Annotated in this window: 12 protein-coding genes; 7 read left to right on the plus strand and 5 right to left on the minus strand. The window is 67.4% G+C overall.

The window, feature by feature from the left end:
- Positions 1–502: 502 nt before the first annotated feature.
- Together rpoC and rpoB are read right to left on the minus strand one after the other, a co-directional pair.
- Complete coding sequence (gene rpoC, locus ASE78_RS08600; RefSeq protein ID WP_056495762.1) at positions 503–4,783, minus strand: DNA-directed RNA polymerase subunit beta'; 4,281 nt, start codon at positions 4,781–4,783, stop codon at positions 503–505.
- Positions 4,784–4,900: 117 nt separating this feature from the next.
- Positions 4,901–9,046 carry a DNA-directed RNA polymerase subunit beta gene (gene rpoB / locus ASE78_RS08605; RefSeq protein ID WP_055761562.1) on the minus strand — a complete coding sequence of 1,382 codons (4,146 nt, stop codon included), beginning with the start codon at positions 9,044–9,046 and terminating at the stop codon, positions 4,901–4,903.
- A gap of 327 nt (positions 9,047–9,373) precedes the next feature.
- Here rpoB and ASE78_RS08610 point away from each other — a divergent pair, with 327 nt between their 5' ends.
- The 5 genes from ASE78_RS08610 to ASE78_RS08630 are packed head-to-tail and all read left to right on the plus strand — an operon-like array spanning position 9,374 to position 14,229.
- Positions 9,374–10,564 carry a hypothetical protein gene (locus ASE78_RS08610; protein WP_056495765.1) on the plus strand — a complete coding sequence of 397 codons (1,191 nt, stop codon included), beginning with the start codon at positions 9,374–9,376 and terminating at the stop codon, positions 10,562–10,564.
- Positions 10,565–10,623: 59 nt separating this feature from the next.
- Complete coding sequence (locus tag ASE78_RS08615) at positions 10,624–11,145, plus strand: DUF2975 domain-containing protein (RefSeq protein ID WP_055761043.1); 522 nt, start codon at positions 10,624–10,626, stop codon at positions 11,143–11,145.
- Complete coding sequence (locus ASE78_RS08620) at positions 11,145–11,381, plus strand: helix-turn-helix domain-containing protein (RefSeq protein WP_056495768.1); 237 nt, start codon at positions 11,145–11,147, stop codon at positions 11,379–11,381. The genes ASE78_RS08615 and ASE78_RS08620 overlap by 1 nt, the downstream gene beginning before the upstream one ends.
- Positions 11,382–11,402: 21 nt before the next feature.
- Positions 11,403–12,809 carry a M16 family metallopeptidase gene (locus tag ASE78_RS08625; protein WP_056495771.1) on the plus strand — a complete coding sequence of 469 codons (1,407 nt, stop codon included), beginning with the start codon at positions 11,403–11,405 and terminating at the stop codon, positions 12,807–12,809.
- A 1-nt stretch (position 12,810) separates the two neighbouring features.
- Positions 12,811–14,229: a M16 family metallopeptidase gene (locus tag ASE78_RS08630; RefSeq protein ID WP_055761034.1), complete on the plus strand. Its 1,419-nt coding sequence runs from the start codon at positions 12,811–12,813 to the stop codon at positions 14,227–14,229.
- A gap of 44 nt (positions 14,230–14,273) precedes the next feature.
- On the opposite strand, the gene ASE78_RS08635 is transcribed toward ASE78_RS08630, so the two are convergent.
- The 3 genes from ASE78_RS08635 to rplJ form a co-directional block, all read right to left on the minus strand.
- The gene (locus tag ASE78_RS08635; protein ID WP_056495775.1) at positions 14,274–15,965 is read right to left on the minus strand and encodes a serine hydrolase; all 1,692 of its coding nucleotides are present in this window, start codon (positions 15,963–15,965) and stop codon (positions 14,274–14,276) included.
- Positions 15,966–16,220: 255 nt separating this feature from the next.
- Positions 16,221–16,595 (minus strand): 50S ribosomal protein L7/L12, encoded by a 375-nt coding sequence (gene rplL, locus ASE78_RS08640; protein WP_055761028.1) that lies wholly within the window; start codon positions 16,593–16,595, stop codon positions 16,221–16,223.
- A 48-nt stretch (positions 16,596–16,643) separates the two neighbouring features.
- Entirely contained in the window at positions 16,644–17,159 is a 516-nt protein-coding gene (rplJ, locus tag ASE78_RS08645) for a 50S ribosomal protein L10 (RefSeq protein ID WP_055761025.1), read from the minus strand.
- A gap of 358 nt (positions 17,160–17,517) precedes the next feature.
- Between rplJ and ASE78_RS08650 the strand changes: the two genes are divergently transcribed.
- Together ASE78_RS08650 and galA are read left to right on the plus strand one after the other, a co-directional pair.
- Positions 17,518–18,267, plus strand: coding sequence for a copper homeostasis protein CutC (locus tag ASE78_RS08650; protein WP_056495778.1), 750 nt, complete (start codon positions 17,518–17,520; stop codon positions 18,265–18,267).
- Positions 18,268–18,269: 2 nt separating this feature from the next.
- Positions 18,270–21,167, plus strand: a complete 2,898-nt coding sequence (galA, locus tag ASE78_RS08655; RefSeq protein ID WP_200911026.1) for a beta-galactosidase GalA — start codon at positions 18,270–18,272, stop codon at positions 21,165–21,167.
- Positions 21,168–21,201: the final 34 nt, after the last annotated feature.

A 21,201-nucleotide genomic window follows, 5' to 3' on the forward strand; every position in this document is an offset into this window, starting at 1 on the left:
ATCCGGTCTGGCCGACAGCGCGGGCAGCGCCGTTCTACACCGGAAGCCTTGCCCTGAGCGGCATCCGGTGTTTGCCCAATTCCCCCCAAAGTTTACAAACTTTACACTCACCGCGCGTTTGTTGCGATTGGTTCGCAACCATGGCCGGCGATGACGCTGGTGGATCGGTGGACCCCGGAACGGTTCCGGGGTGACGATCTGTGTGCGGTGAGGGCTGGGCATCGGGCGAGTATGCGCCGGTCGATGCCGTGTAGGACAGGGTTGTGTCCGAACGCGCGCTTGCCGGGCGTGCGGGCGATCCCCGCGAGCCGGGCCGCCTGACGTAGATCGCGGGTTGGGGTCACGCGGAGGCGCGAAGGGCGCGGAGGAGGCGCGTACGGGACAGCCGCCGGTTTTCGAGCATAGGCCGGTAATCAAAGTGCTTGCGCGGGTATCCCCCACAAACAAAGCCGCCGCCCGGTTGCCCGGACGGCGGCCTGTCACGTCATGCTGTCCCGAACGATCAGTCGTTCAGATACTCCCCCGCATCGGCGTCGGTGCCGGTGCCCGAGGGCACGACCTCGGCCAGCGGATCGGCTGCGCCCTGACCGTCACGGGCCGAGCGTGCCAGTTCGGCGGCGTGCTCTTCCTTGGCCGAGTGGGGCGCGACGAAGCCGGCCAGCGCCTTTTGCTGCGCCCGCAGCGCCACGTCGCGTGACGTGGCGGCCACGCGCAGGCGGTTCATGCCCGCACCGGTGCCCGCCGGGATGAGCCGGCCGACGATCACGTTTTCCTTAAGCCCATTCAGGCTATCGATCTTGCCCTGCACCGATGCTTCGGTGAGGACGCGGGTCGTTTCCTGGAATGAGGCGGCCGAGATGAACGAGCGCGTCTGGAGCGAGGCCTTGGTGATGCCGAGCAGCACCGGCTTGCCTTGTGCCGGAGCCTGACCGCGCTCCAGCTTGGCGTTGGCCTCGTCCATCTCGTCGCGGTCGAGCTGTTCGCCCGCCAGCAACGTGGTGTCGCCGCCGTCGGTGATCTCGACCTTCTGCAGCATCTGACGGACGATCGTCTCGATGTGCTTGTCGTTGATCTTCACGCCCTGGAGTCGATAGACGCCCTGGATTTCGCTGACGAGATATTCGGCCAGCGGCTCGATGCCGAGCGTTTCCAGAATGTCGTGCGGGTTCGGCGAACCGCCGATCAGGTTGTCGCCACGCTTGACGTAATCGCCTTCCTGAACGTCGATCACCTTCGACTTGGGGATCAGATATTCGACGACATCGCCGCCATCCTCGGGCTGGATGCCGATCTTGCGCTTCGCCTTGTAATCCTTGCCGAAGATCACGCGGCCCGAGACCTTGGCGATGATCGCCGCCTCCTTCGGGATACGCGCCTCGAACAGCTCGGCGACGCGCGGCAGACCGCCGGTGATGTCGCGGGTCTTGGCCGATTCGCGGGCGACACGGGCAAGAACGTCACCCGCCTGCACCTGCGCACCGTCCTCGACCGACAGGGTCGCGCCGGGTGCCAGCATATAGCGCGCGGCCTCGCCCGAGTTCGCATCGAGCAGGGTCATGCGCGGCCGCAGATCCTCCTTCGACTTGGTCGTCACGCGATATTCGATGATCTCGCGCTGGGCGATGCCGGTCGCTTCGTCGACGCGCTCGGTGACGGTCTTGTTCTCGATCAGATCGATGAACTTCACCGTACCGCCGGTTTCGGTGATGAGCGGTGCGGTGAACGGATCCCACTCCGCCATGCGGTCGCCCTGCGAGACGATGTGGCCATCGTCGAACAGCACATACGCACCATAGGGGATGCGGTGGACCGAGAGGTCGCGGCCGTCCATGTCGACGATCGCGATCTCGCCCGAGCGGCTGAGCACCACGCGGCGGCCGCGCTGGTCCTCGATCAGGCGCAGGTCGCGGAATTCGACCGTGCCGTCGACCGGCGCTTCGAGGTTCGACTGTTCGTTGAGCTGCGCCGCACCGCCGATGTGGAAGGTACGCATGGTAAGCTGCGTACCCGGTTCGCCGATCGACTGCGCCGCGATGACGCCGACCGCCTCGCCGATGTTGACCGGCGTACCGCGTGCAAGGTCGCGGCCGTAGCAGGTGCCGCAGACACCGACCTTGGCTTCGCAGACCAGCGGCGAGCGGATCTTCATCGCCTGAAGCCCCATGCCCTCGATCCGCGCGACCATCGGTTCGTCGAGCAGCGTGCCCGTCGGGAACACGACCTCACCCGTCTTGGGATCGGTCACGTCCTCTGCGGTGGTGCGGCCGAGGATGCGTTCGGCCAGCGAGGCGATGGTGGCACCGCCTTCGATGATCGAGCGCATTTCCAGCGCGCGCTGCGTGCCGCAGTCTTCCATGATGATGACGCAGTCCTGCGACACGTCGACCAGACGGCGGGTCAGATAGCCCGAGTTCGCCGTCTTGAGCGCGGTGTCGGCCAGACCCTTGCGGGCACCGTGGGTCGAGTTGAAGTATTCGAGGACGGTCAGACCTTCCTTGAAGTTCGAGATGATCGGCGTTTCGATGATCTCGCCCGACGGCTTGGCCATCAGGCCGCGCATGCCGGCGAGCTGCTTGATCTGCGCCTGCGAACCACGGGCACCCGAGTGGGCCATCATGTAGATCGAGTTGATCGGCTTCTCGCGGCCCTTGTCGGGACCGTCCTCGAAGCGGCGGACCGCCTTGATCTCGTCCATCATCGACGTCGCCACCTGATCGCCGCAGCGCGACCATGCGTCGATGACCTTGTTGTACTTCTCCTGCTGGGTAATCAGGCCGTCCTGATACTGCTGTTCGAAGTCCTTCACCTGGTCGCGCGTCTCGTCGACCAGCTTGTCCTTGTCCGGCGCGATCAGCATGTCGTCCTTGCCGAACGAGATGCCGGCCTTGAACGCATGACGGAAGCCCAGTGCCATGATCGCGTCGGCGAACAGCACGGTCTCCTTCTGGCCGGTGTGGCGATACACCTCGTCGATGACGTCGCCGACGTCCTTCTTGGTCAGCAGGCGGTTGACCGTCTCGAACGGGACCTTGTGCGACTTGGGAAGGGTTTCGCCCAGCAGCATGCGGCCCGGCGTCGTCTCATAGCGCTTGAGATACTGGTTGCCGGCCTCGTCGGTCTGCGGAACGCGGCTGGTGATGCGGGTGTGCAGCGTGACGGCACCGGCGTGGAGCGCCTGATGCACCTCCGCCATGTCGCCCAGCAGCATGCCTTCGCCCGGCTCGTTCGTCTTTTCCATCGACAGATAATAGAGGCCGAGCACCATGTCCTGCGACGGCACGATGATCGGCTTGCCGTTGGCGGGCGACAGGATGTTGTTGGTCGACATCATCAGGACGCGCGCTTCCAACTGTGCCTCGAGGCTCAGCGGAACGTGGACGGCCATCTGGTCGCCGTCGAAGTCGGCGTTGAACGCCGAGCAGACCAGCGGGTGAAGCTGGATCGCCTTGCCCTCGATCAGCACGGGCTCGAACGCCTGGATGCCCAGACGGTGAAGCGTCGGCGCGCGGTTCAGCATCACGGGATGCTCGCGAATGACTTCGTCGAGGATGTCCCAGACTTCCTTGCGCTCCTTCTCGACCCACTTCTTCGCCTGCTTGAGCGTCATGCTCAGGCCCTTGGCGTCGAGGCGCGCGTAGATGAACGGCTTGAACAGTTCGAGCGCCATCTTCTTGGGCAGCCCGCACTGGTGCAGCTTGAGTTCGGGGCCGGTCACGATGACCGAACGGCCCGAATAATCGACGCGCTTGCCCAGAAGGTTCTGGCGGAAGCGGCCCTGCTTGCCCTTGAGCATGTCGGACAGCGATTTCAGCGGACGCTTGTTGGCGCCGGTGATCGTGCGGCCGCGACGGCCGTTGTCGAACAGCGCGTCGACCGCTTCCTGCAACATGCGCTTTTCGTTGCGGACGATGATGTCCGGCGCGCGCAGTTCCATCAGGCGCTTCAACCGGTTGTTGCGGTTGATGACGCGGCGGTAGAGATCGTTCAGATCCGACGTGGCGAAGCGGCCACCGTCGAGGGGAACGAGGGGGCGCAGTTCGGGCGGAATGACCGGCACGACGTCGAGGATCATCCATTCGGGACGGTTGCCCGATTCGAGGAAGCTCTCGACGACCTTCAGCCGCTTGATGATCTTCTTGGGCTTCAGTTCCGACTTGGTGACGGCCAGCTCTTCGAGCAGGTCGCGCTTCTCGCCTTCGAGGTCGAGGTCGATCAGCATCTGCTTGACCGCTTCGGCGCCGATGCCGGCCGAGAAGGCGTCCTCGCCATACTGGTCCTGCGCGTCGAGCAGTTCGTCCTCGGTCAGGAGCTGATATTTGTCGAGCGCGGTCAGGCCCGGCTCGATCACGATGTAGCTCTCGAAATACAGCACGCGCTCGAGCTGCTTCAACTGCATGTCGAGCAGCAGGCCGATGCGCGACGGCAGCGATTTCAGGAACCAGATGTGCGCGACGGGCGCGGCCAGTTCGATATGGCCCATCCGTTCACGGCGGACCTTCGACACGGTGACTTCGACACCGCACTTTTCGCAGACGATGCCCTTGTACTTCATGCGCTTGTACTTGCCGCACAGGCACTCGTAATCCTTGATCGGACCGAAGATGCGCGCGCAGAACAGGCCGTCACGCTCGGGCTTGAACGTGCGATAGTTGATCGTCTCGGGCTTCTTGATCTCGCCGAACGACCACGAGCGGATGCGCTCCGGCGAGGCGATGCCGATCTGGATCTGGTCGAAGGTTTCCGGCTTGGCCACCGGGTTCGCGAAATTGGTCAGTTCGTTCATGATCTTACCTCATAGCCCTCGCCCCTTCAGGGGAGAGGGTTGGGAGAGGGGAAGTGCGGAGGGGGCAGATATTCTGGCCCCCCCCCCCCCCCNTGAAGGGGAGAGGGAGTAGGAGGGTTACTCCGCCGCTTCGGCCAGGCCGTCCTTCTCTTCCAGGCTGCTCAACTCGATGTTGAGGCCCAGCGAGCGCATTTCCTTGACCAGCACGTTGAAGCTTTCGGGGATGCCGGCCTCGAAGGTGTCGTCGCCCTTGACGATCGCTTCATAGACCTTGGTGCGGCCGACCACGTCGTCGGACTTCACCGTCAGCATTTCCTGGAGCGTATAGGCGGCGCCGTACGCCTGGAGCGCCCACACTTCCATTTCCCCGAAGCGCTGGCCGCCGAACTGTGCCTTGCCGCCCAGCGGCTGCTGGGTGACGAGGCTGTACGGCCCGATCGACCGCGCGTGGATCTTGTCGTCGACCAAGTGGTGCAGCTTCAGCATGTAGATGATGCCGACCGTCACCATCCGGTCGAACTGGTCGCCGGTGCGCCCGTCGAACAGGATCGACTGGCCCGAGCTGTGCAGCCCGGCGAGTTCCAGCATGTCCGACACGTCGCTTTCGCGCGCGCCGTCGAACACCGGGGTGCCCATCGGCACGCCCGTGCTGATGTTCTGCACCAGTTCGTGGAGCTGCTCGTTCGAACGGCTGTCGATATCCTCGGCATAGTGATCGCCGTAGATTTCCTTCAGCCGGTCCTTGACCGCCGCCGGCATTTCGCCGCCGACCGCGTCGGGGTTCGCCTCGCGCCAGTCGCGCAGCGAGCGTGCGACCTGCATGCCGAGGTTGCGCGCCGCCCAGCCCAGATGCGTCTCGAAGATCTGCCCGACGTTCATGCGCGACGGCACGCCCAGCGGGTTGAGCACGAGGTCGACCGGAGTCCCGTCCTCGAGGAACGGCATGTCCTCTTGCGGCAGGATGCGCGAGATGACGCCCTTGTTGCCGTGACGGCCGGCCATCTTGTCGCCCGGCTGCAGCTTGCGCTTCACCGCGACGAAGACCTTGACCATCTTGAGCACGCCCGGCGGCAGCTCGTCACCGCGCTCCAGCTTTTCGCGGCGATCGTGGAACTTGTCGGTGATGCGCTTCACCGCCTCGTCATACTGCGCCTTGATCGCTTCGAGATTGCCCTGCGCCGCGTCGTCGGCGACGGCGAACCGCCACCATTCGTGACGATCGATCTGGTCGAGCAGGTCGCGGTCGATGACCACGCCCTTCTTGACGCCCTTGGGCGCGGCCGTCGCGGTCTGCCCTTCGAGCATTTCGCGCAGACGCGACCAGGTGGCACGGTTGAGGATGCCGCGCTCGTCGTCCGAGTCCTTCTTCAGACGCTCGATCTCCTCGCGCTCGATCGCCATCGCGCGCTCGTCCTTGTCGATGCCGTGACGGTTGAAGACGCGGACGTCGACGACCGTACCCGACACGCCCGGCGGGAGACGCAGCGAGGTGTCGCGCACGTCGCTGGCCTTTTCACCGAAGATCGCGCGGAGGAGCTTTTCCTCCGGCGTCATCGGCGATTCGCCCTTCGGCGTGATCTTGCCGGCGAGGATGTCGCCCGGCTCGACCTCGGCACCGATGTAGACGATGCCCGCCTCGTCGAGATTGCGCAGCGCCTCTTCACCCACGTTCGGAATGTCGCGGGTGATGTCTTCCGGCCCGAGCTTGGTATCGCGCGCCATCACCTCGAACTCGTCGATGTGGATCGACGTGAACACGTCGTCCTTCACGATCCGTTCGGAGATGAGGATCGAATCCTCGTAGTTGTAGCCGTTCCACGGCATGAACGCGACCAGCGCATTGCGGCCCAGCGCCAGCTCGCCGAACTCGGTCGACGGACCATCGGCGATGACCTCGCCGGCCTTCACCACGTCGCCCACCTTCACCAGCGGACGCTGGTTGATGCAGGTCGACTGGTTCGAGCGCTGGAACTTCATCAGCGTGTAGATGTCGACGCCGCTTTCGGCCGCATCGACCTCGCCGGTCGCGCGGATCACGATGCGCGCGGCATCGACCTGATCCACCACGCCCGCCCGCTTGGCCGAGATCGCCGCGCCCGAATCGCGCGCGACCGTCTCTTCCATGCCGGTGCCGACGAACGGCGCTTCGGCCTTCACCAGCGGCACGGCCTGCCGCTGCATGTTCGAGCCCATCAGCGCGCGGTTGGCGTCATCGTTTTCCAGGAACGGAATGAGCGATGCGGCGACCGAGACGAGCTGCTTGGGGCTGACGTCCATCAGCGTGACGTTTTCCGGCAGCGCCATCAGGAATTCGCCGGCCTGACGCGCCGACACCAGTTCCTCGGCGAAGCTGCTGTCCTCGTTCAGCGTCGCCGACGCCTGCGCGACGGTGTGCTTCTGCTCTTCCATCGCCGACAGGTACACGACGTCGTTCGTCACCTTGCCGTCGACGATGCGACGGTACGGGGTTTCGATGAAGCCGTACTTGTTGACGCGGCTGAACGTCGCGAGGCTGTTGATGAGACCGATGTTCGGGCCTTCCGGCGTCTCGATCGGGCAGATACGGCCATAGTGCGTCGGGTGGACGTCGCGGACTTCGAAGCCTGCGCGCTCGCGCGTCAGACCGCCCGGCCCGAGCGCCGAAACGCGACGCTTGTGCGTCACTTCGGACAGCGGATTGGTCTGATCCATGAACTGCGAGAGCTGCGACGAGCCGAAGAACTCGCGCACCGCCGCGACGGCGGGCTTCGCGTTGATGAGGTCGTTCGGCATGACCGTCGAGACGTCGACCGACGACATGCGCTCTTTGACCGCGCGCTCCATGCGCAACAGGCCGACGCGATACTGGTTCTCGAGCAGCTCGCCGACCGAGCGGACACGACGGTTGCCGAGGTTGTCGATGTCGTCGACCTCGCCCTTGCCGTCCTTCAGGTTGACCAGCGTCTTGACGACTTCGAGGATGTCCTCGCTGCGCAGCGTCGTCACCGTGTCCGGGGTGTCGAGATCGAGGCGCATGTTGAGCTTCACGCGGCCGACGGCCGAGAGGTCATAGCGCTCGGGATCGAAGAACAGGCCGGCGAACAGCGATTCGGCGGTTTCGAGCGTCGGCGGCTCGCCAGGGCGCATCACACGATAGATGTCCGACAGCGCCTGTTCGCGCTCCTCGGCCTTGTCGACGTTCAGCGTGTTGCGGATCCACGGGCCGGTCGAGACATGGTCGATGTCGAGCAGTTCGATCCGCTCGATCCCTGCCTGGTCGAGCAGTTCGAGGTTCTCGGCCGACACTTCGTCGCCCGCCTCGATATAGATCTGGCCGGTCGTCTCGTTGATGAGATCATAGGCGCTGTAGCGGCCGAAGATTTCCTCGGTCGGGATCAGCAGTTCGGCGAGGCCGTCCTTGCCCGCCTTGTTCGCCAGGCGCGGCGAAATCTTGGTGCCCGCCGGGAACACGACCTCGCCGGTGTTCGCATCGACGATGTCGAACGACGGCTTCTGCCCACGCCAGTTTTCCGGCGCGTACGGAATGCGCCACCCGCCTTCGCCGCGCACGAAGGTGACGCGGTTGTAGAAGTGGTTGAGGATGTCCTCGCCAGTCATGCCCAGCGCATAGAGCAGCGACGTGACCGGCAGCTTGCGCTTGCGGTCAATGCGGACGTTGACGATGTCCTTGGCGTCGAATTCGAAATCGAGCCACGAGCCGCGATACGGGATGACACGCGCGGCGAACAGATACTTGCCCGACGCATGGGTCTTGCCGCGATCGTGATCGAACAGCACGCCCGGCGAGCGGTGCATCTGCGACACGATCACGCGCTCGGTGCCGTTGATGAAGAAGGTGCCGTTCTCGGTCATGAGCGGCATGTCGCCCATGTACACGTCCTGCTCCTTGATATCGAGGACCGACCGGGCCTCGGTATCCTGGTCCACCTCGAACACGATCAGGCGGAGGGTAACGCGCATCGGTGCTGCATAGGTGATGCCGCGCTGACGGCATTCTTCCACGTCGAACTTGGGATTTTCCAGTTCGTAGGTCACGAAGTCCAGCTCGGCGGTGCCGGCGAAGTCGCGGATCGGGAACACCGACCGCAGCGTCTTTTCCAGCCCCGAGACATAGCCGATCGACGGATCGCTGCGCAGGAACTGTTCGTAGCTCTCGCGCTGCACCTCGATCAGATTCGGCATCTGCACCACTTCGTGGATGTCGCCGAACACCTTGCGGATGCGGCGCTTGTGCGTGCCGCTCGTGCTTGCCTTGGTCGCCATGGGTTGGTTGGCCTCGTACTGGTTCAATTTCGGTGCCCGGTGCCGGCCGGACTGGCGTGCGGAACGGACGACGAAAGCCGCGTCACCCCGGGTGGGGCCGCAGCTTTTCGGGCGTCCTGCAATGGCTAAAGGTCCATACCTGCAATGCGCCCGCGCGACGACGCATTCTTTCCCGGTCCTGAAGCAGAGCCGGCCTATACGCTGCGTATCGGGCGGAGTCAAACCGCGTCGGTGCCGCCAACGGTTCGACGTATCGAACGCTCGTTTCGTCGCAACCGGGCGTCGCGGCGCGTGACGTGGCCCCCAAAACCCCGGTTGAGGGCGGGCATGATCCTGTATCCGACGATCGCGGCGGCGGCCGCGCTGCTTGCCGTGCCCGCACAACAGACCCCGCCGGGCGCGGGCGACATCCCGATCTATGACATCACCCCGCCGGTGGTGGCGACGCCGACTCCAACGGCGACCCCGACGCCGCGCGTGACGCCGACGCCGCGCGCCGTGCCGGTCGTCCGGGCCACGCCGGTCGCGCGTCCTGTCCCCGCGCCGCGGGCGACCGCGACGCCCACGCCGCGCGCGGCTCCGGTGCCGCAGCCCACCGCGACGCCGCGCACGGTGCCGGCGGTGGCACCACCGGTCGAGACGACTCCCGCGCCGGTGGCGACCGAGGCACCGGCGGTCATCGCGACCCCATCGCCCGAACCTGTCGCGACGCCCGAGGCGGCTACGCCCGTTCCCGCGTCCGCCGATGCGGCGATGCCGTGGTGGGTGTGGTTTCTCGCCGGCATCGCGGTGGCGGGCGTGGTCGCGCTGATCGCGACGCGGCTGCGGCGCAGGCCACGGGTGGAAGCGGTCGAGGATGTCGTACCGGTCGCGCCGCAACCGGTCGTGCCGCCGCTCGCCGCGCCGGAGCCGCCCGCGCCGATCCCGGCACCGATCGCTCCGATCGCTCCGGCACCGGTTCGCGCGCCCGCCGTGCCGGCCGCTCCGGTCGTGCCTGCCGCGCCCGTCGCGCCCGAGCCGCCGCGCGGCTTCCTCGAATTCCAGCTCGCGCCGCTGCGCGTCGGGACCGATGCCGACAATGCGCTGCTCGATTTCGACCTGACGGTCGGCAATCCGACGTCGATCGGCGTCGAGGAAGTGCGGATCGCCACGCTGCTGCTCACCGCCAATCCGCGCCAGGACGACCAGCTCGCCGCGTTCTTCGGCAATACCGAGCCGCGCGGGCTGGACCCGTTCGCGCTGCCCGCCGGACAGCGCCGCCATCTGGAGGCGACGATGGCGTTGCCCAAGGGCGCGCTGCATGTCGTCACCTCGCGCGAGCGGCCGTTCTTCGTGCCGCTGATGGCGATCGACGCGCGCTATCGCTGGAGCGACGGGCGCACATCGCGCACCACCGCCGCCTTCCTGATCGGGCCGACGCTGCCGTCGGGCAAGCTCGCGCCGATCTTCATGGACAAGGGCGACCGGATGATCGACCGGCTGGAGGCCCGGCTCCACGGCGAGGTGCGGCGGAGCTGACGCGCTTGCCGTCAAACGACGCAGGCGATAGCATCGCGGCAACGGACCGGGGGAGCGGCATGGCACGGCGCGATCGGATATTGCGGTTCACGGTGCTGGTGCTGCGCGTGCTGCTGGTGCTCAACATCGTCTTCGCCGCCGTCTTTGCCATCGCCCTGGTCGCCAGCGTGCCGCTGCACGCCGCGTTCGCCGCCAAGATCGCCGCCAAATATCCCGCCGCGAACGCTGGCGCGGTGATCGCCGGGGTGCGCTGGCTGCTGCTGCTCGGCATCGTCGCGGCGGTGCCGGCGCATGTCATCTTCTCGCGATTGTCGGCGGTGATGGGCACGGTGCGCATCGGCGAGACGTTCGCGTCGCCCAATGCGCGGCGGGTGGCGCTGATCGGGTGGGCGCTGCTGGCGATCCAGTTGCTCGATTTCCCGCTGGCGCTGATCGTGCGGCGGTTCGACGGGCTGGGGATCGAGGCGGGCGGATCGACGCTGTCGATCGGTGGCTGGCTGTCGGTGCTGGTCGCCTTCATCCTCGCGCGCGTGTTCGCCGAAGGGGCGGCGCTGCGCGAAGACCTTGAGGGCACGGTCTGATGGCGGTACTCGTCCGTCTCGACGAGGTGCTGCTGGCCCGGCGGATGACGCTGACCGAACTGGCGCAGGCGGTGGACATCACCCTCGCCAACCTCTCGATCCTGAAAACCGGCAAGGCGCGCGCGATCCGCTTCACGACGCTCGACGCGATCTGCCGCGTGCTCGACTGCCAGCCCGGCGACATCCTCGTCCACGAAGCGGCCGGGGATGGGGTGGGGGACGCACCCGACGACTGAACCACGATCAAGGGGGACGATATGATGCGAGGAATGAAGGCAATGCTGCTGGGGGCGGCATTGTGCGCGCTGCCGGCGAGTGTGCTGGCGCAGCCACGCGCGACGACCACGGCGGCACCGGCCAAGCTGGCGATCGACATGCGCTATGTCACGCTGCCTAATGGCCTCAAGGTCGTGCTGTCGCGCGACACGCTGGCGCCCACGGTCACGGTCGGCGTCTATTACGGCATCGGTTTCCGCGTCGAACCGCGCGAGCGCACCGGCTTCGCGCATCTGTTCGAGCACCTGATGTTCCAGGGGTCGCAGAACGCGCCCAAGGGCGTGTTCGTCAGCACGATCAGCAACGCCGGCGGCATTCTGAACGGATCGACCCGGTTCGACTTCACCAATTATTTCGAGATCGCGCCGTCGAACGCGCTGGAACGCATCCTGTGGCTGGAGGCCGACCGCATGGCGCGGCCGGTCATCAACGATGCGGTGCTCAAGAACCAGCAGGGCGTGGTCGGCAACGAGGTGAAGGTCAACGTCCTCAACCAGCCGTACGGCACGTGGCCGTGGATCGACCTGCCGATGCTGGCCAACACCAACTGGCACAATAGCCACAACTTCTACGGCGACCTGAAGGAGATCGAGGCGGCGACTGTCACCGACGCGACGCAGTTCTTCTCCAGCTTCTATCGCCCGAACAACGCCGTCCTCGTGGTCGCGGGCGACATCGATTACGCGCAGGCCGAGGCGATGGTCCGCAAATATTTCGGCCCGCTGCAACGCGGCGCGCCGGTGGTGCTCCCCGACCTCACCGAACCGCGCCAGACGGCGGAAAAGACCCGGTCCCGCGTCGACGCGCTGGCCCCCAAGCCGGGGTTCGCGGTCGGATACCACATGCCACCGCGTGGCACGCCCGAATGGTATGCGATGGGGTTGATCGACCAGCTATTGCTGCAGGGCGACGACAGCCGCCTCGCGCGCAAGCTGAAGGCCGATACCGGCATCACCGGCGATCTGGGCGGCGGGATCAATGCGTATCTGGGCAGCATGTACAATTACAACGGGCCGATGCTGTGGGCGTTCAACTTCACTCATGACCCGCAGTTCGGCGACGCGCAGATTCGCGCCGCGATCGATCCGGTGATCGACAATCTGCGCACCACCCCGGTGAGCGCAGCCGAGCTGGACCGGGCGCGGACCAAGCTGCGCTCCGACCTGTATTCGTCGGTCGACGGCGGCACGCGCGTCGGCCTGATCGATCTGCTCGCGGTCTATGCGCTGTTCGACAACGACCCGCAGGCGGTGAACCGGATCGAGGACGGCTTCGCCAAGGTGACGCCCGCGCTGATCCAGAAGACCGCGCAGGACTATCTCCGGCCGACCAACCGGTCGATCTACACCATCGTCCCCGGTGCCGCCGCCGCGAAGGGAGCCAAGTGAGATGAAGCGTTCGATCCTCCTCGCCGGGCTGGCGATCGTCGCCGCCCCGCTCGCCGCCCAGACGGCCACCCCGCCGGCGGCCTTGCCCGCTCCGCCGATCGGTGCGCCCAAAGCCTTCAAGGTGCCGGCCAGCGAAACCTATGCCCTGTCCAACGGCATGCAGGTTACGCTGATCCCCTATGGCAACGCGCCCAAGGTCGCGGTGTCGCTGCGCGTGTTCGCCGGCAATCTGGACGAAGGGCGCGATCCGTGGCTCGCCGATCTGGCGGGCGACATGTTGAAGGAAGGGGCGGGGACCCGCGATTCCGCAGCGCTCGCCACCGCCGCCGCCGGCATGGGTGGCAATCTGGGCGTCGGCGTATCGGCGACCGGCACCGCGATCAACATGGGCGCGCTGAGCGAATTCGCTCCCGCCGCCGTCGCGCTGGTCGGCGACGTCGCGCGTCGCCCGACCTTTCCCGCCGCCGATTTCGCGCGGGTGAAGGCGAACCGCGCGCGATCGCTCACCCAGTCGCTGGCACAGGCAGGGGTACTGGCCGATTATGCGCTGGCGCGGGCGACCTATGGCGACCATCCCTATGGCCGCATCCTGCCGACGACCGCGCAACTGAACGGCTATACGCTCGAACAGGCGAAGGCGTTTTATACCGCCAATTTCGGCGCGCGCCGGGCGCATCTCTATGTCGCCGGGCGGTTCGACGCGGCGGCGGTGAAGGCGGCGGTGGCCCGCGCGTTCGGCGACTGGGCGCAGGGGCCGGAGCGGCTGTCGCTGGTGCCCCGCCAAGCGGCGGGGCCGCGCGTCGTGCTGGTCGACCGTCCGGGCGCACCGCAGTCGACGATCCGCCTCGCGTGGAGCGCGCCGCTGGCCGGGAGCGAGGGCGACATTCCGCTGCGTGTCGGCAACGCGCTGCTCGGTGGCAGCTTCTCGTCGCGGATCACCCGCAACATCCGCGAGGACAAGGGCTATACCTATTCGCCGGGATCGGGAACGGTGCAGCGTCCGGGCGATGCCCAGTGGAGCTTCGACGCCGATGTGACCACCGCCGTCACCGGTGCGTCGTTGAAGGAAGTGTTCAAGGAAATCCGCACGCTCCAGACGACGCCGCCGTCCCCGGAAGAGGCGGCGGGGATGCGCAGCTACAACGCCGGGCTGTTCGTTCTGCGCAATTCGGACAGTTCGTCGCTGATCGGGCAACTGGCGACGCGCGATGCGCTGGGCCTGCCCGCCGACTGGCTCGACCGCTATGTGCCGGCGACGATGGCCGTCACCGACGCGCAGTTCAGCCAGTCGGTCGCGCAGGCGTTCCCGCTCGACAAGTTCACGCTGGTCGTCGTCGGCGACCTGGCGAGCGTGAAGCCGCAACTGGATGCGCTCCCGGAGTTGAAGGGCGTGCCGGTGCAGACGGTGACGGTGCCGTAAGCGCGCGGGCCATCGGGGCGGCGTGGGTCGCCCCGGTGGCCTTCTTACAGGCGCGGTGCAACCTTCTCCGCACCGTTTTGCAACAGCGTCACACTGTCGATCATGCCGTTCGTCGCGTGGAACCGTAGTTCGGCGTCCACGATCCGCGCGAAGAAATCGGCCGGTCCCGACGGGTGGATCGGCATCGCCTGTTGCCCGATCAACTGGATCATCAATCGATCGCCCGACCGGAAGACGGTGATGACCTGATCGGGCGGCAGGCGGTATCGCCCCACGAAGCGATCAAGGTCGTCCGGCGCCAGCCGGATCGCGGGGCGCATGGCCGACGGCTTTGGCGGCGGCGGCACGGCGGCGAGGGGGGAGCCGGTGAGAATATGCGTGGCGATGTCGTCGACGCCCGGTTCCGCGCGGGTATTGGCCAGCACCACCACGCCGCGCCGCCGCAGGGGATCGAACGCGATGTTCGCCAGATACCCGCCGGTCGCGCCGCCGTGCGTCACGACCGGGCCGGTCGGCGTCTTCGCGACCGTCCATCCGGTGGCCATCGCGTTGTCGGGGCCATCGCCTTGCGCCCGGACGATGCGCATCGCGTCCATCGCGGGTTTCAGCGGCGTGGGGACGAAGCCCAGATTGGCGGCGAGGAAGGTGAGCATATCGCGCGCGTCCGATCGCAGGCCGCCCGCCGCGACCATCACGCTCGGGTCCCATGCGGCGACCGGGCGCAGGAATTCGTCGTGCGGCGTGGCTTGGTTCCGCAGTGCCGCGCCGGACGATCGCACCTGCGTATCGCGCATTCGCAGCGGCCCGGTGATGCGGGTGCGGACCAGCGTTTCATAGTCGGTGCCTGCCCGTCGCGCGAGGATCTGCCCCAGCAACGCACCGCCGAGATTGGAATATTCATACTGCGCGCCGGGGGGGCGATCCGGCACCCAGTCCTTCAGGAAAGCGCGCATCGCCGCCGGGGTATAGCCCGCATAGGGATCGCCCGCTTCGACATAGGGCATGTTGAGCGGCAACCGCGGCAGGCCCGAACGATGCGTCGCCAGATCGAGCAGCGTGATCGCCCGGCCGCGCACCGGCAGCGTCCAGCCCGGCGAAAGATAGCGCGCCGCCGGATCGTCGAGCCCGACCTCGCCGCGTGCCGCCATGTCGGCCAGCACCAGTGCGGTGAACACCTTGGTGATCGAACCGATTTCGAACAACGTGTCGGCCCCGGCGGGACCGCGCGCGACGATGCGGCGTCCGTGGTCGTCGATCACCCCGACCACGATCGCCTCGCCCGGCCGCTGCGCGATGCGGCGGTCGAGGATGTCGCCGATCTCCGCATCGGACGGCAGCGCCCATGCGTCCGCCGCCACCGCCGCGCGGGGCGGCGGGCCGCCTGCGGCCAGCGACAGGGCAAATGCCGCGTCGCCCTGTGACCAGATGCCGCTCCAGCCCCGCGCCGCCGCATCCCAGCGTCCGCGATAGCGGCTGCCGTTGCCCGGTACGGTGAAGTCGAGCGTCGTCGCGGTCATCGTGATGCCGTCGAGCGGGGTGTTCCACACCCGCTGGTCGATACTGTCGATGCTGCCGCGCACGATGCCGCCGTCATCGACCCGCAGACGCACGACGAGCCGCAACGTCGCGCGCGACGGCAGCGTCAGGGTGCCCGACCAGTCGCCGGGATGGGCCATGGGCGGGAGCCCGGGGGCGGCGACCTGCGCCATCGTGATTGCGGCAATCGGCAGGATCATGGGGCGGATGCTCCGAAAGCCGGACAATTGCCGATCATGAGGGCGGTCGTTGCATCATCGACATGAACTGTCGGTGAAAGAGGACGGGTGCTATGGTTCCGGCATGAAAAAGGGGCGGTCCCCGCGTGGGGCCGCCCCTTTTTCCTTGGCAAGCCGGGATGGAAGTTAATTCCATCCCGTCGGTCGGGCCTTGCGGCCCGCCGGCCGGCCTTGGCGGAGATAGCGGAGCCTTGGCTCCGCTGTCCCGCCTGCGGCTTACTTGACTTCGACGGTCGCGCCGGCGGCTTCGAGCTGCGCCTTGATCTTGGCGGCTTCGTCCTTCGACACGCCTTCCTTGACGGCCTTCGGCGCGCCTTCGACCAGTGCCTTCGCTTCGGTCAGGCCGAGCGCGGTGATCGCACGGACTTCCTTGATGACGTTGATCTTCTTGCCGCCGTCGCCGGTCAGGATGACGTCGAATTCGGTCTGCTCTTCAGCGACCGGGGCAGCGGCACCACCGGCGGCGGCAGGTGCTGCAACGGCAGCGGCGGCCGAAACGCCCCACTTCTCTTCGAGCAGCTTCGACAGCTCGGCTGCTTCGAGGACGGTCAGTTCGCTCAGCTGGTCGACGATTGCGTTGAGGTCAGCCATGATATTCTCCGTAAATCAGAAAGGTTGTGTTGATGAGGAAGCCGCCGGTCAGGCTGCGTCCTTCTCCGCATATGCCGACAGGACCCGGGCGATCTGTGCCGCGGGAGCCTGGGTGATGGTCGCCAGCTTCGTTGCCGGGGCAACGATGAGGCCGACGATCTTGGCGCGCAGTTCGTCGAGCGAGGGCAGCGAGGCCAGAGCCTTGATGCCTTCCGCGTCGAGCAACTGGCCGCCCATCGCGCCGCCGACGATCTCGATCTTGTCGTTCGTCTTGGCGAAGTCGTTGATGACCCGTGCCGCGGCAACGGGATCGGTCGACGTCGCCAGCGCCGTCGGGCCGGTCAGCAGGTCGGCGATCACCGCGTACGGCGTGCCTTCGGCTGCGATCCGGGCAAGACGGTTCTTCGAGACCTTGTAGCTCGCGCCGGCATCACGCATCTTGTTGCGCAGGCCCGTCGATTGCGCGACGGTCATGCCGAGGTTGCGGGTGACGACCACCACGCCGACCTCGTTGAAGGTGCGGTTCAGCTCGGCGACGGCTTCACTCTTCTGAGTGCGATCCATGCCGTTCTCCTTAACTGGGGCGTATCCGGGTGCCGGATATGCCCGCGAACGATCCGCTCGCCGTGAGGACGACGAACGGGGCGAAAAGTCCGTGAAGGGGCATGGTCGCCACGGCAGTATGCCCATGGCAGGCCCACGCGAAACCGCGCGGGCATTTGCAACACATTCCCCGCCTCGGCAGGACATTAAGCGGGAAACCCGCACCTGCTGTCTCGGACGGACGTCGTGCGGACGAATCCGGGTACGACGCTTGAGGGCGCGCCTAGCCGCGATCGGCGAGGGAGTCAAGGTAGCGGACGGGGTTGACCTTGCCCGCGCGCGCTTCATAGCTCGGCGAAACGATGTTCGCTGGGGAACGATGCCGACACTGCTGGAAATCTGCATCGACAGCCTGGGCGGATGCGAGGCGGCGGTCGCCGGCGGCGCGCAGCGGATCGAGCTGTGCGGGGCGCTGTCGGTGGGCGGGCTGACGCCGTCGCCGGGGCTGGTGGCGCAGGTCGTGGGCGTCGCGCGGACGGCGGGGGTGCGCGTCCATGCGATGGTGCGGCCGCGCGCGGGCGACTTCGCCTATGACCCGCACGAGGTCGCGACCGCGCTGGCCGATGCGCGGGCGCTGATCGCGGCCGGGGTCGACGGGCTGGTGTTCGGCGCGGTGCGCGGCGGGGCGCTCGACATGGACGTGCTGGGTGACTGGGTGGCGGCGGTGCGTCGGGAGCGGCACGACATCGACCTGACGCTGCACCGCGCGGTAGACCTGCTGCCCGATCCGGTCGCGGCGGTCGAGCCGGCGGTGGCGCTGGGCTTCGCGCGGATCCTGACGTCGGGCGGCGCGGTGAAGGCGGTGGACGGCGCGGCGGTGATCCGGGCGATGCAAAGCCAGGGGGCCGGGCGGATCGTGGTGATGCCGGGATCGGGCGTGCGGCCGGATAATGTCACCGCGCTGCTGGCCGCGACCGGGGCGAGCGAAATCCATGCGTCGGCGGGGATGCCGGTGGTGCAGGACGATGCGAAGGTCGCCGCGCTGGGCTTTGCCGCGCCGCTGGCACGGACCGACCGGGCGACGGTCGCCGCGCTGCGCGATGCGATCGATCGGGGAGAGAGCGAATGACGATGGGAACGATCGATCGCCGCACGCTGCTGGGGGGTACGGCCGGGACGCTGGCGGTGGTGGGGCTGCCGTTGCCGTTGCACGCCGCGCCGCGCGGTGCGGGGTTGCGGGGGTTGCCGCACGGACTGGCACCACGCGGCGGCGTGCCGGCGCGGTTGCCGGTGGTCGATCCATCGCGCGCGCTGCTTAATCGGGGGTGGCTGTTCCACGAGGGCGACATCGTGCCGCCCGCGCCGTTGACGCATGACGCGACCTATCTGAACGCCAAGGCCGGCAATGCGCGCGGGGCGGCGGCGATGGACCATGACGACAGCGACTGGGCTTCGGTCACGCTGCCGCACGACTGGGCATCGGCGCAACCGTTCGTCGAGAGCGCGAACGTGTCGCAGGGGCATCGCCCGCGCGGGATCGGCTGGTATCGCCGCACGCTGCGGCTCGACCCGGCCGATCGCAGCAAGCGGCTGGAACTGCATTTCGGCGCGATCGCCACCGCCTCGACGATCTGGATCAACGGCAGCGTCGTGGCGCGCAACTTCTCCGGCTATAACGCGATCACCATCGACCTGACGCCGTTCGCGCGGTTCGGCGACGAGCTGAACGTCATCGCCGTGCGGGTCGATGCGACGCAGATGGAAGGCTGGTGGTACGAAGGGGCCGGCCTCTACCGCGACGTGTGGCTGGCGAAGCGATCGGCGGTATCGATCGCGACCGACGGGGTGCATTGCGACCCGCGCCGGGGCGACGGCGGTTGGCAGGTGCCGGTTGCGGTAACGCTGGAAAGCATCGCGCGCGGCGAGGCGACGGCGAGCGTGACGGCCGAACTGATCGATCCGGCGGGCAAGGTCATCGCCACCGCCACCGGACAGGCGAGGGTGACGCCGCTCGAGCAGGCCAGCGTCGCGCTGACGCTGCCGGTGGCGCAGCCGGCATTATGGTCGATCGAGACGCCAACGCTGTATGCGGTGCGGGTGACGAGCGAGGCGGCGGGCGGGCGTGACGAACGGCGGGTGCCCGTCGGCTTCCGCACGATCCGCTTCGATGCGGATCAGGGCTTCTTCCTCAACGACAAGCCGGTCAAGCTGAAGGGCGTGTGTCTGCATCAGGACCATGCCGGGGTCGGGGTGGCGGTGCCCGACGCGCTGCTCGAATGGCGGTTGCAGCGGATGAAGGACACCGGCGTCAACGCCATCCGCTGTTCGCACAATGCGCAGGCCGACGCTTTCTATCATCTGTGCGACCGGATGGGGTTCGTGGTGATGGACGAGAACCGCGTCTTTAACCCGGCACCGGAGAATATGGCGCAGCTCGAATGGCTGGTGCGGGCGCATCGCAACCATCCGAGCATCATCCTGTGGTCGGTGTTCAACGAGGAGCCGATGCAGGGCACCGAGGCGGGGGTCGAGATGGTGCGGCGGATGGCCGCGCGGGTCCATGCGCTCGACGGCAGCCGGCCGGTGACGGCGGCGATGAACGGCAGCTTCTACGACCCGCAGAACGTGTCGAGCGTGGTCGATGTGATGGGGTTCAACTATTATCAGGGCGATTACAACAAGTTCCACGCCCTGAACCCCGCCAAGCCCAGCACCTCGTCGGAGGATACCAGCGCCTATATGACGCGCGGCGCCTATGCGACCGACAAGGCGGCCAATGTCATGACGTCGATGGATACCGAGGCCGCGCCATGGGGCGCGACGCACCGGCAGGCTTGGGGCGAGATCGCCAAACGCCGCTTCGTCGCGGGCGGGTTCGTGTGGACCGGCTTCGACTATCACGGCGAGCCGACGCCGTTCACCTGGCCGAGCGTCGCGAGCTTCTTCGGCATCCTCGACCTGTGCGGTTTCGCCAAGACCGCCTATGACATCCACCGCGCCCACTGGATCGACGACGAGGCAGTCGTCGGCATCGCGCCGCACTGGACATGGCCGGGGCGCGAGGGGCAGCCGGTCGAACTGCTCGTCACGAGCAACGCCGATCGGGTGCGGGTCGTGCTCAACGGGCGGAAGATTGGCGAACAGGCGGTCGACCGGATCATGGGCAATGCCTTCACCGTGCCCTATGCGCCGGGGCGGATCGAGGCGGTGGCCCTGCGCGGCGGACGCGAGGTCGCGCGGGCGATCCACGAGACGGCGGGGCCGGCGGTGGCGCTGCGGCTGACGCCGGCGCGGGCGACAATGCTGGGCGACGGCGAGGATGTCGTGGCGGTCACGATCGACGCGGTCGACGCGCAGGGGCGGCATGTCCCGACCGAGAACCGGGCGACGCGCTTCACCGTCGAGGGCGCGACGCTGATCGGGGTGGGCAACGGCAATCCCAACAGCCATGAGAGCGAAAAGGCCCCGGCGCGGGCGCTGTTCAACGGCCTCGCGCAGATGCTGGTGCAGGCCGAGGTCGGGCGTGGGCCAGTCACGATCGTGGCGCAGGCGGAGGGCTTGCGCGCCGCGCGGCTGACGATCCCGCGGATCGCCGCCGAACCGCGCGCGCAGGTGGCGGCGACCCCGGGCGGGGCGTTCATCGCCGGCTGGCGACGCTCGCCGGCGTTCGCCGCCAGCCCCGATCCCGCGCTGGCCCCGTCCGCCGACGACAACAATAGCTGGGCGTTCACCCGCAGCGGCACACCGACCCCGGCCGAACCGGCGCGCAGTTTTCGCCTGTATCGCGCCGCCATTCCGGTGCGGCGGCGGGTGATGGCGGAGGGCGGCGTCCTCGCGTTCGCCGCCATCGCCGGGCTGGCGAAGGTCTATGCCGACGGCCGGCTGGTCGCCACCAAGACGGAGGCGGCATTGGGGCCAGTGAACGCGACGATCCCGGCGGGCGCGAAGACGGTCGCGGTGCTGGTGGAGGCGGCGGCGAACCAGCCGTCGGGTATCACCGGCGTGGTGCGGGTGCTGACGAAGGGGTAGCGGTGGGCCGCGATGTTCCCCTCGAAAGGGCAAC

This window comes from Sphingomonas sp. Leaf25 (assembly GCF_001421635.1).
GTDB lineage: Bacteria > Pseudomonadota > Alphaproteobacteria > Sphingomonadales > Sphingomonadaceae > Sphingomonas.

Coding starts and splice junctions, on each gene's coding strand:
- rpoC (WP_056495762.1), bottom strand. CDS start 4,783: ATGAACGAACTGACCAATTTCGCGAACCCGGTGGCCAAGCCGGAAACC.
- rpoB (WP_055761562.1), bottom strand. CDS start 9,046: ATGGCGACCAAGGCAAGCACGAGCGGCACGCACAAGCGCCGCATCCGC.
- ASE78_RS08610 (WP_056495765.1), top strand. CDS start 9,374: ATGATCCTGTATCCGACGATCGCGGCGGCGGCCGCGCTGCTTGCCGTG.
- ASE78_RS08615 (WP_055761043.1), top strand. CDS start 10,624: ATGGCACGGCGCGATCGGATATTGCGGTTCACGGTGCTGGTGCTGCGC.
- ASE78_RS08620 (WP_056495768.1), top strand. CDS start 11,145: ATGGCGGTACTCGTCCGTCTCGACGAGGTGCTGCTGGCCCGGCGGATG.
- ASE78_RS08625 (WP_056495771.1), top strand. CDS start 11,403: ATGATGCGAGGAATGAAGGCAATGCTGCTGGGGGCGGCATTGTGCGCG.
- ASE78_RS08630 (WP_055761034.1), top strand. CDS start 12,811: ATGAAGCGTTCGATCCTCCTCGCCGGGCTGGCGATCGTCGCCGCCCCG.
- ASE78_RS08635 (WP_056495775.1), bottom strand. CDS start 15,965: ATGATCCTGCCGATTGCCGCAATCACGATGGCGCAGGTCGCCGCCCCC.
- rplL (WP_055761028.1), bottom strand. CDS start 16,595: ATGGCTGACCTCAACGCAATCGTCGACCAGCTGAGCGAACTGACCGTC.
- rplJ (WP_055761025.1), bottom strand. CDS start 17,159: ATGGATCGCACTCAGAAGAGTGAAGCCGTCGCCGAGCTGAACCGCACC.
- ASE78_RS08650 (WP_056495778.1), top strand. CDS start 17,518: ATGCCGACACTGCTGGAAATCTGCATCGACAGCCTGGGCGGATGCGAG.
- galA (WP_200911026.1), top strand. CDS start 18,270: ATGGGAACGATCGATCGCCGCACGCTGCTGGGGGGTACGGCCGGGACG.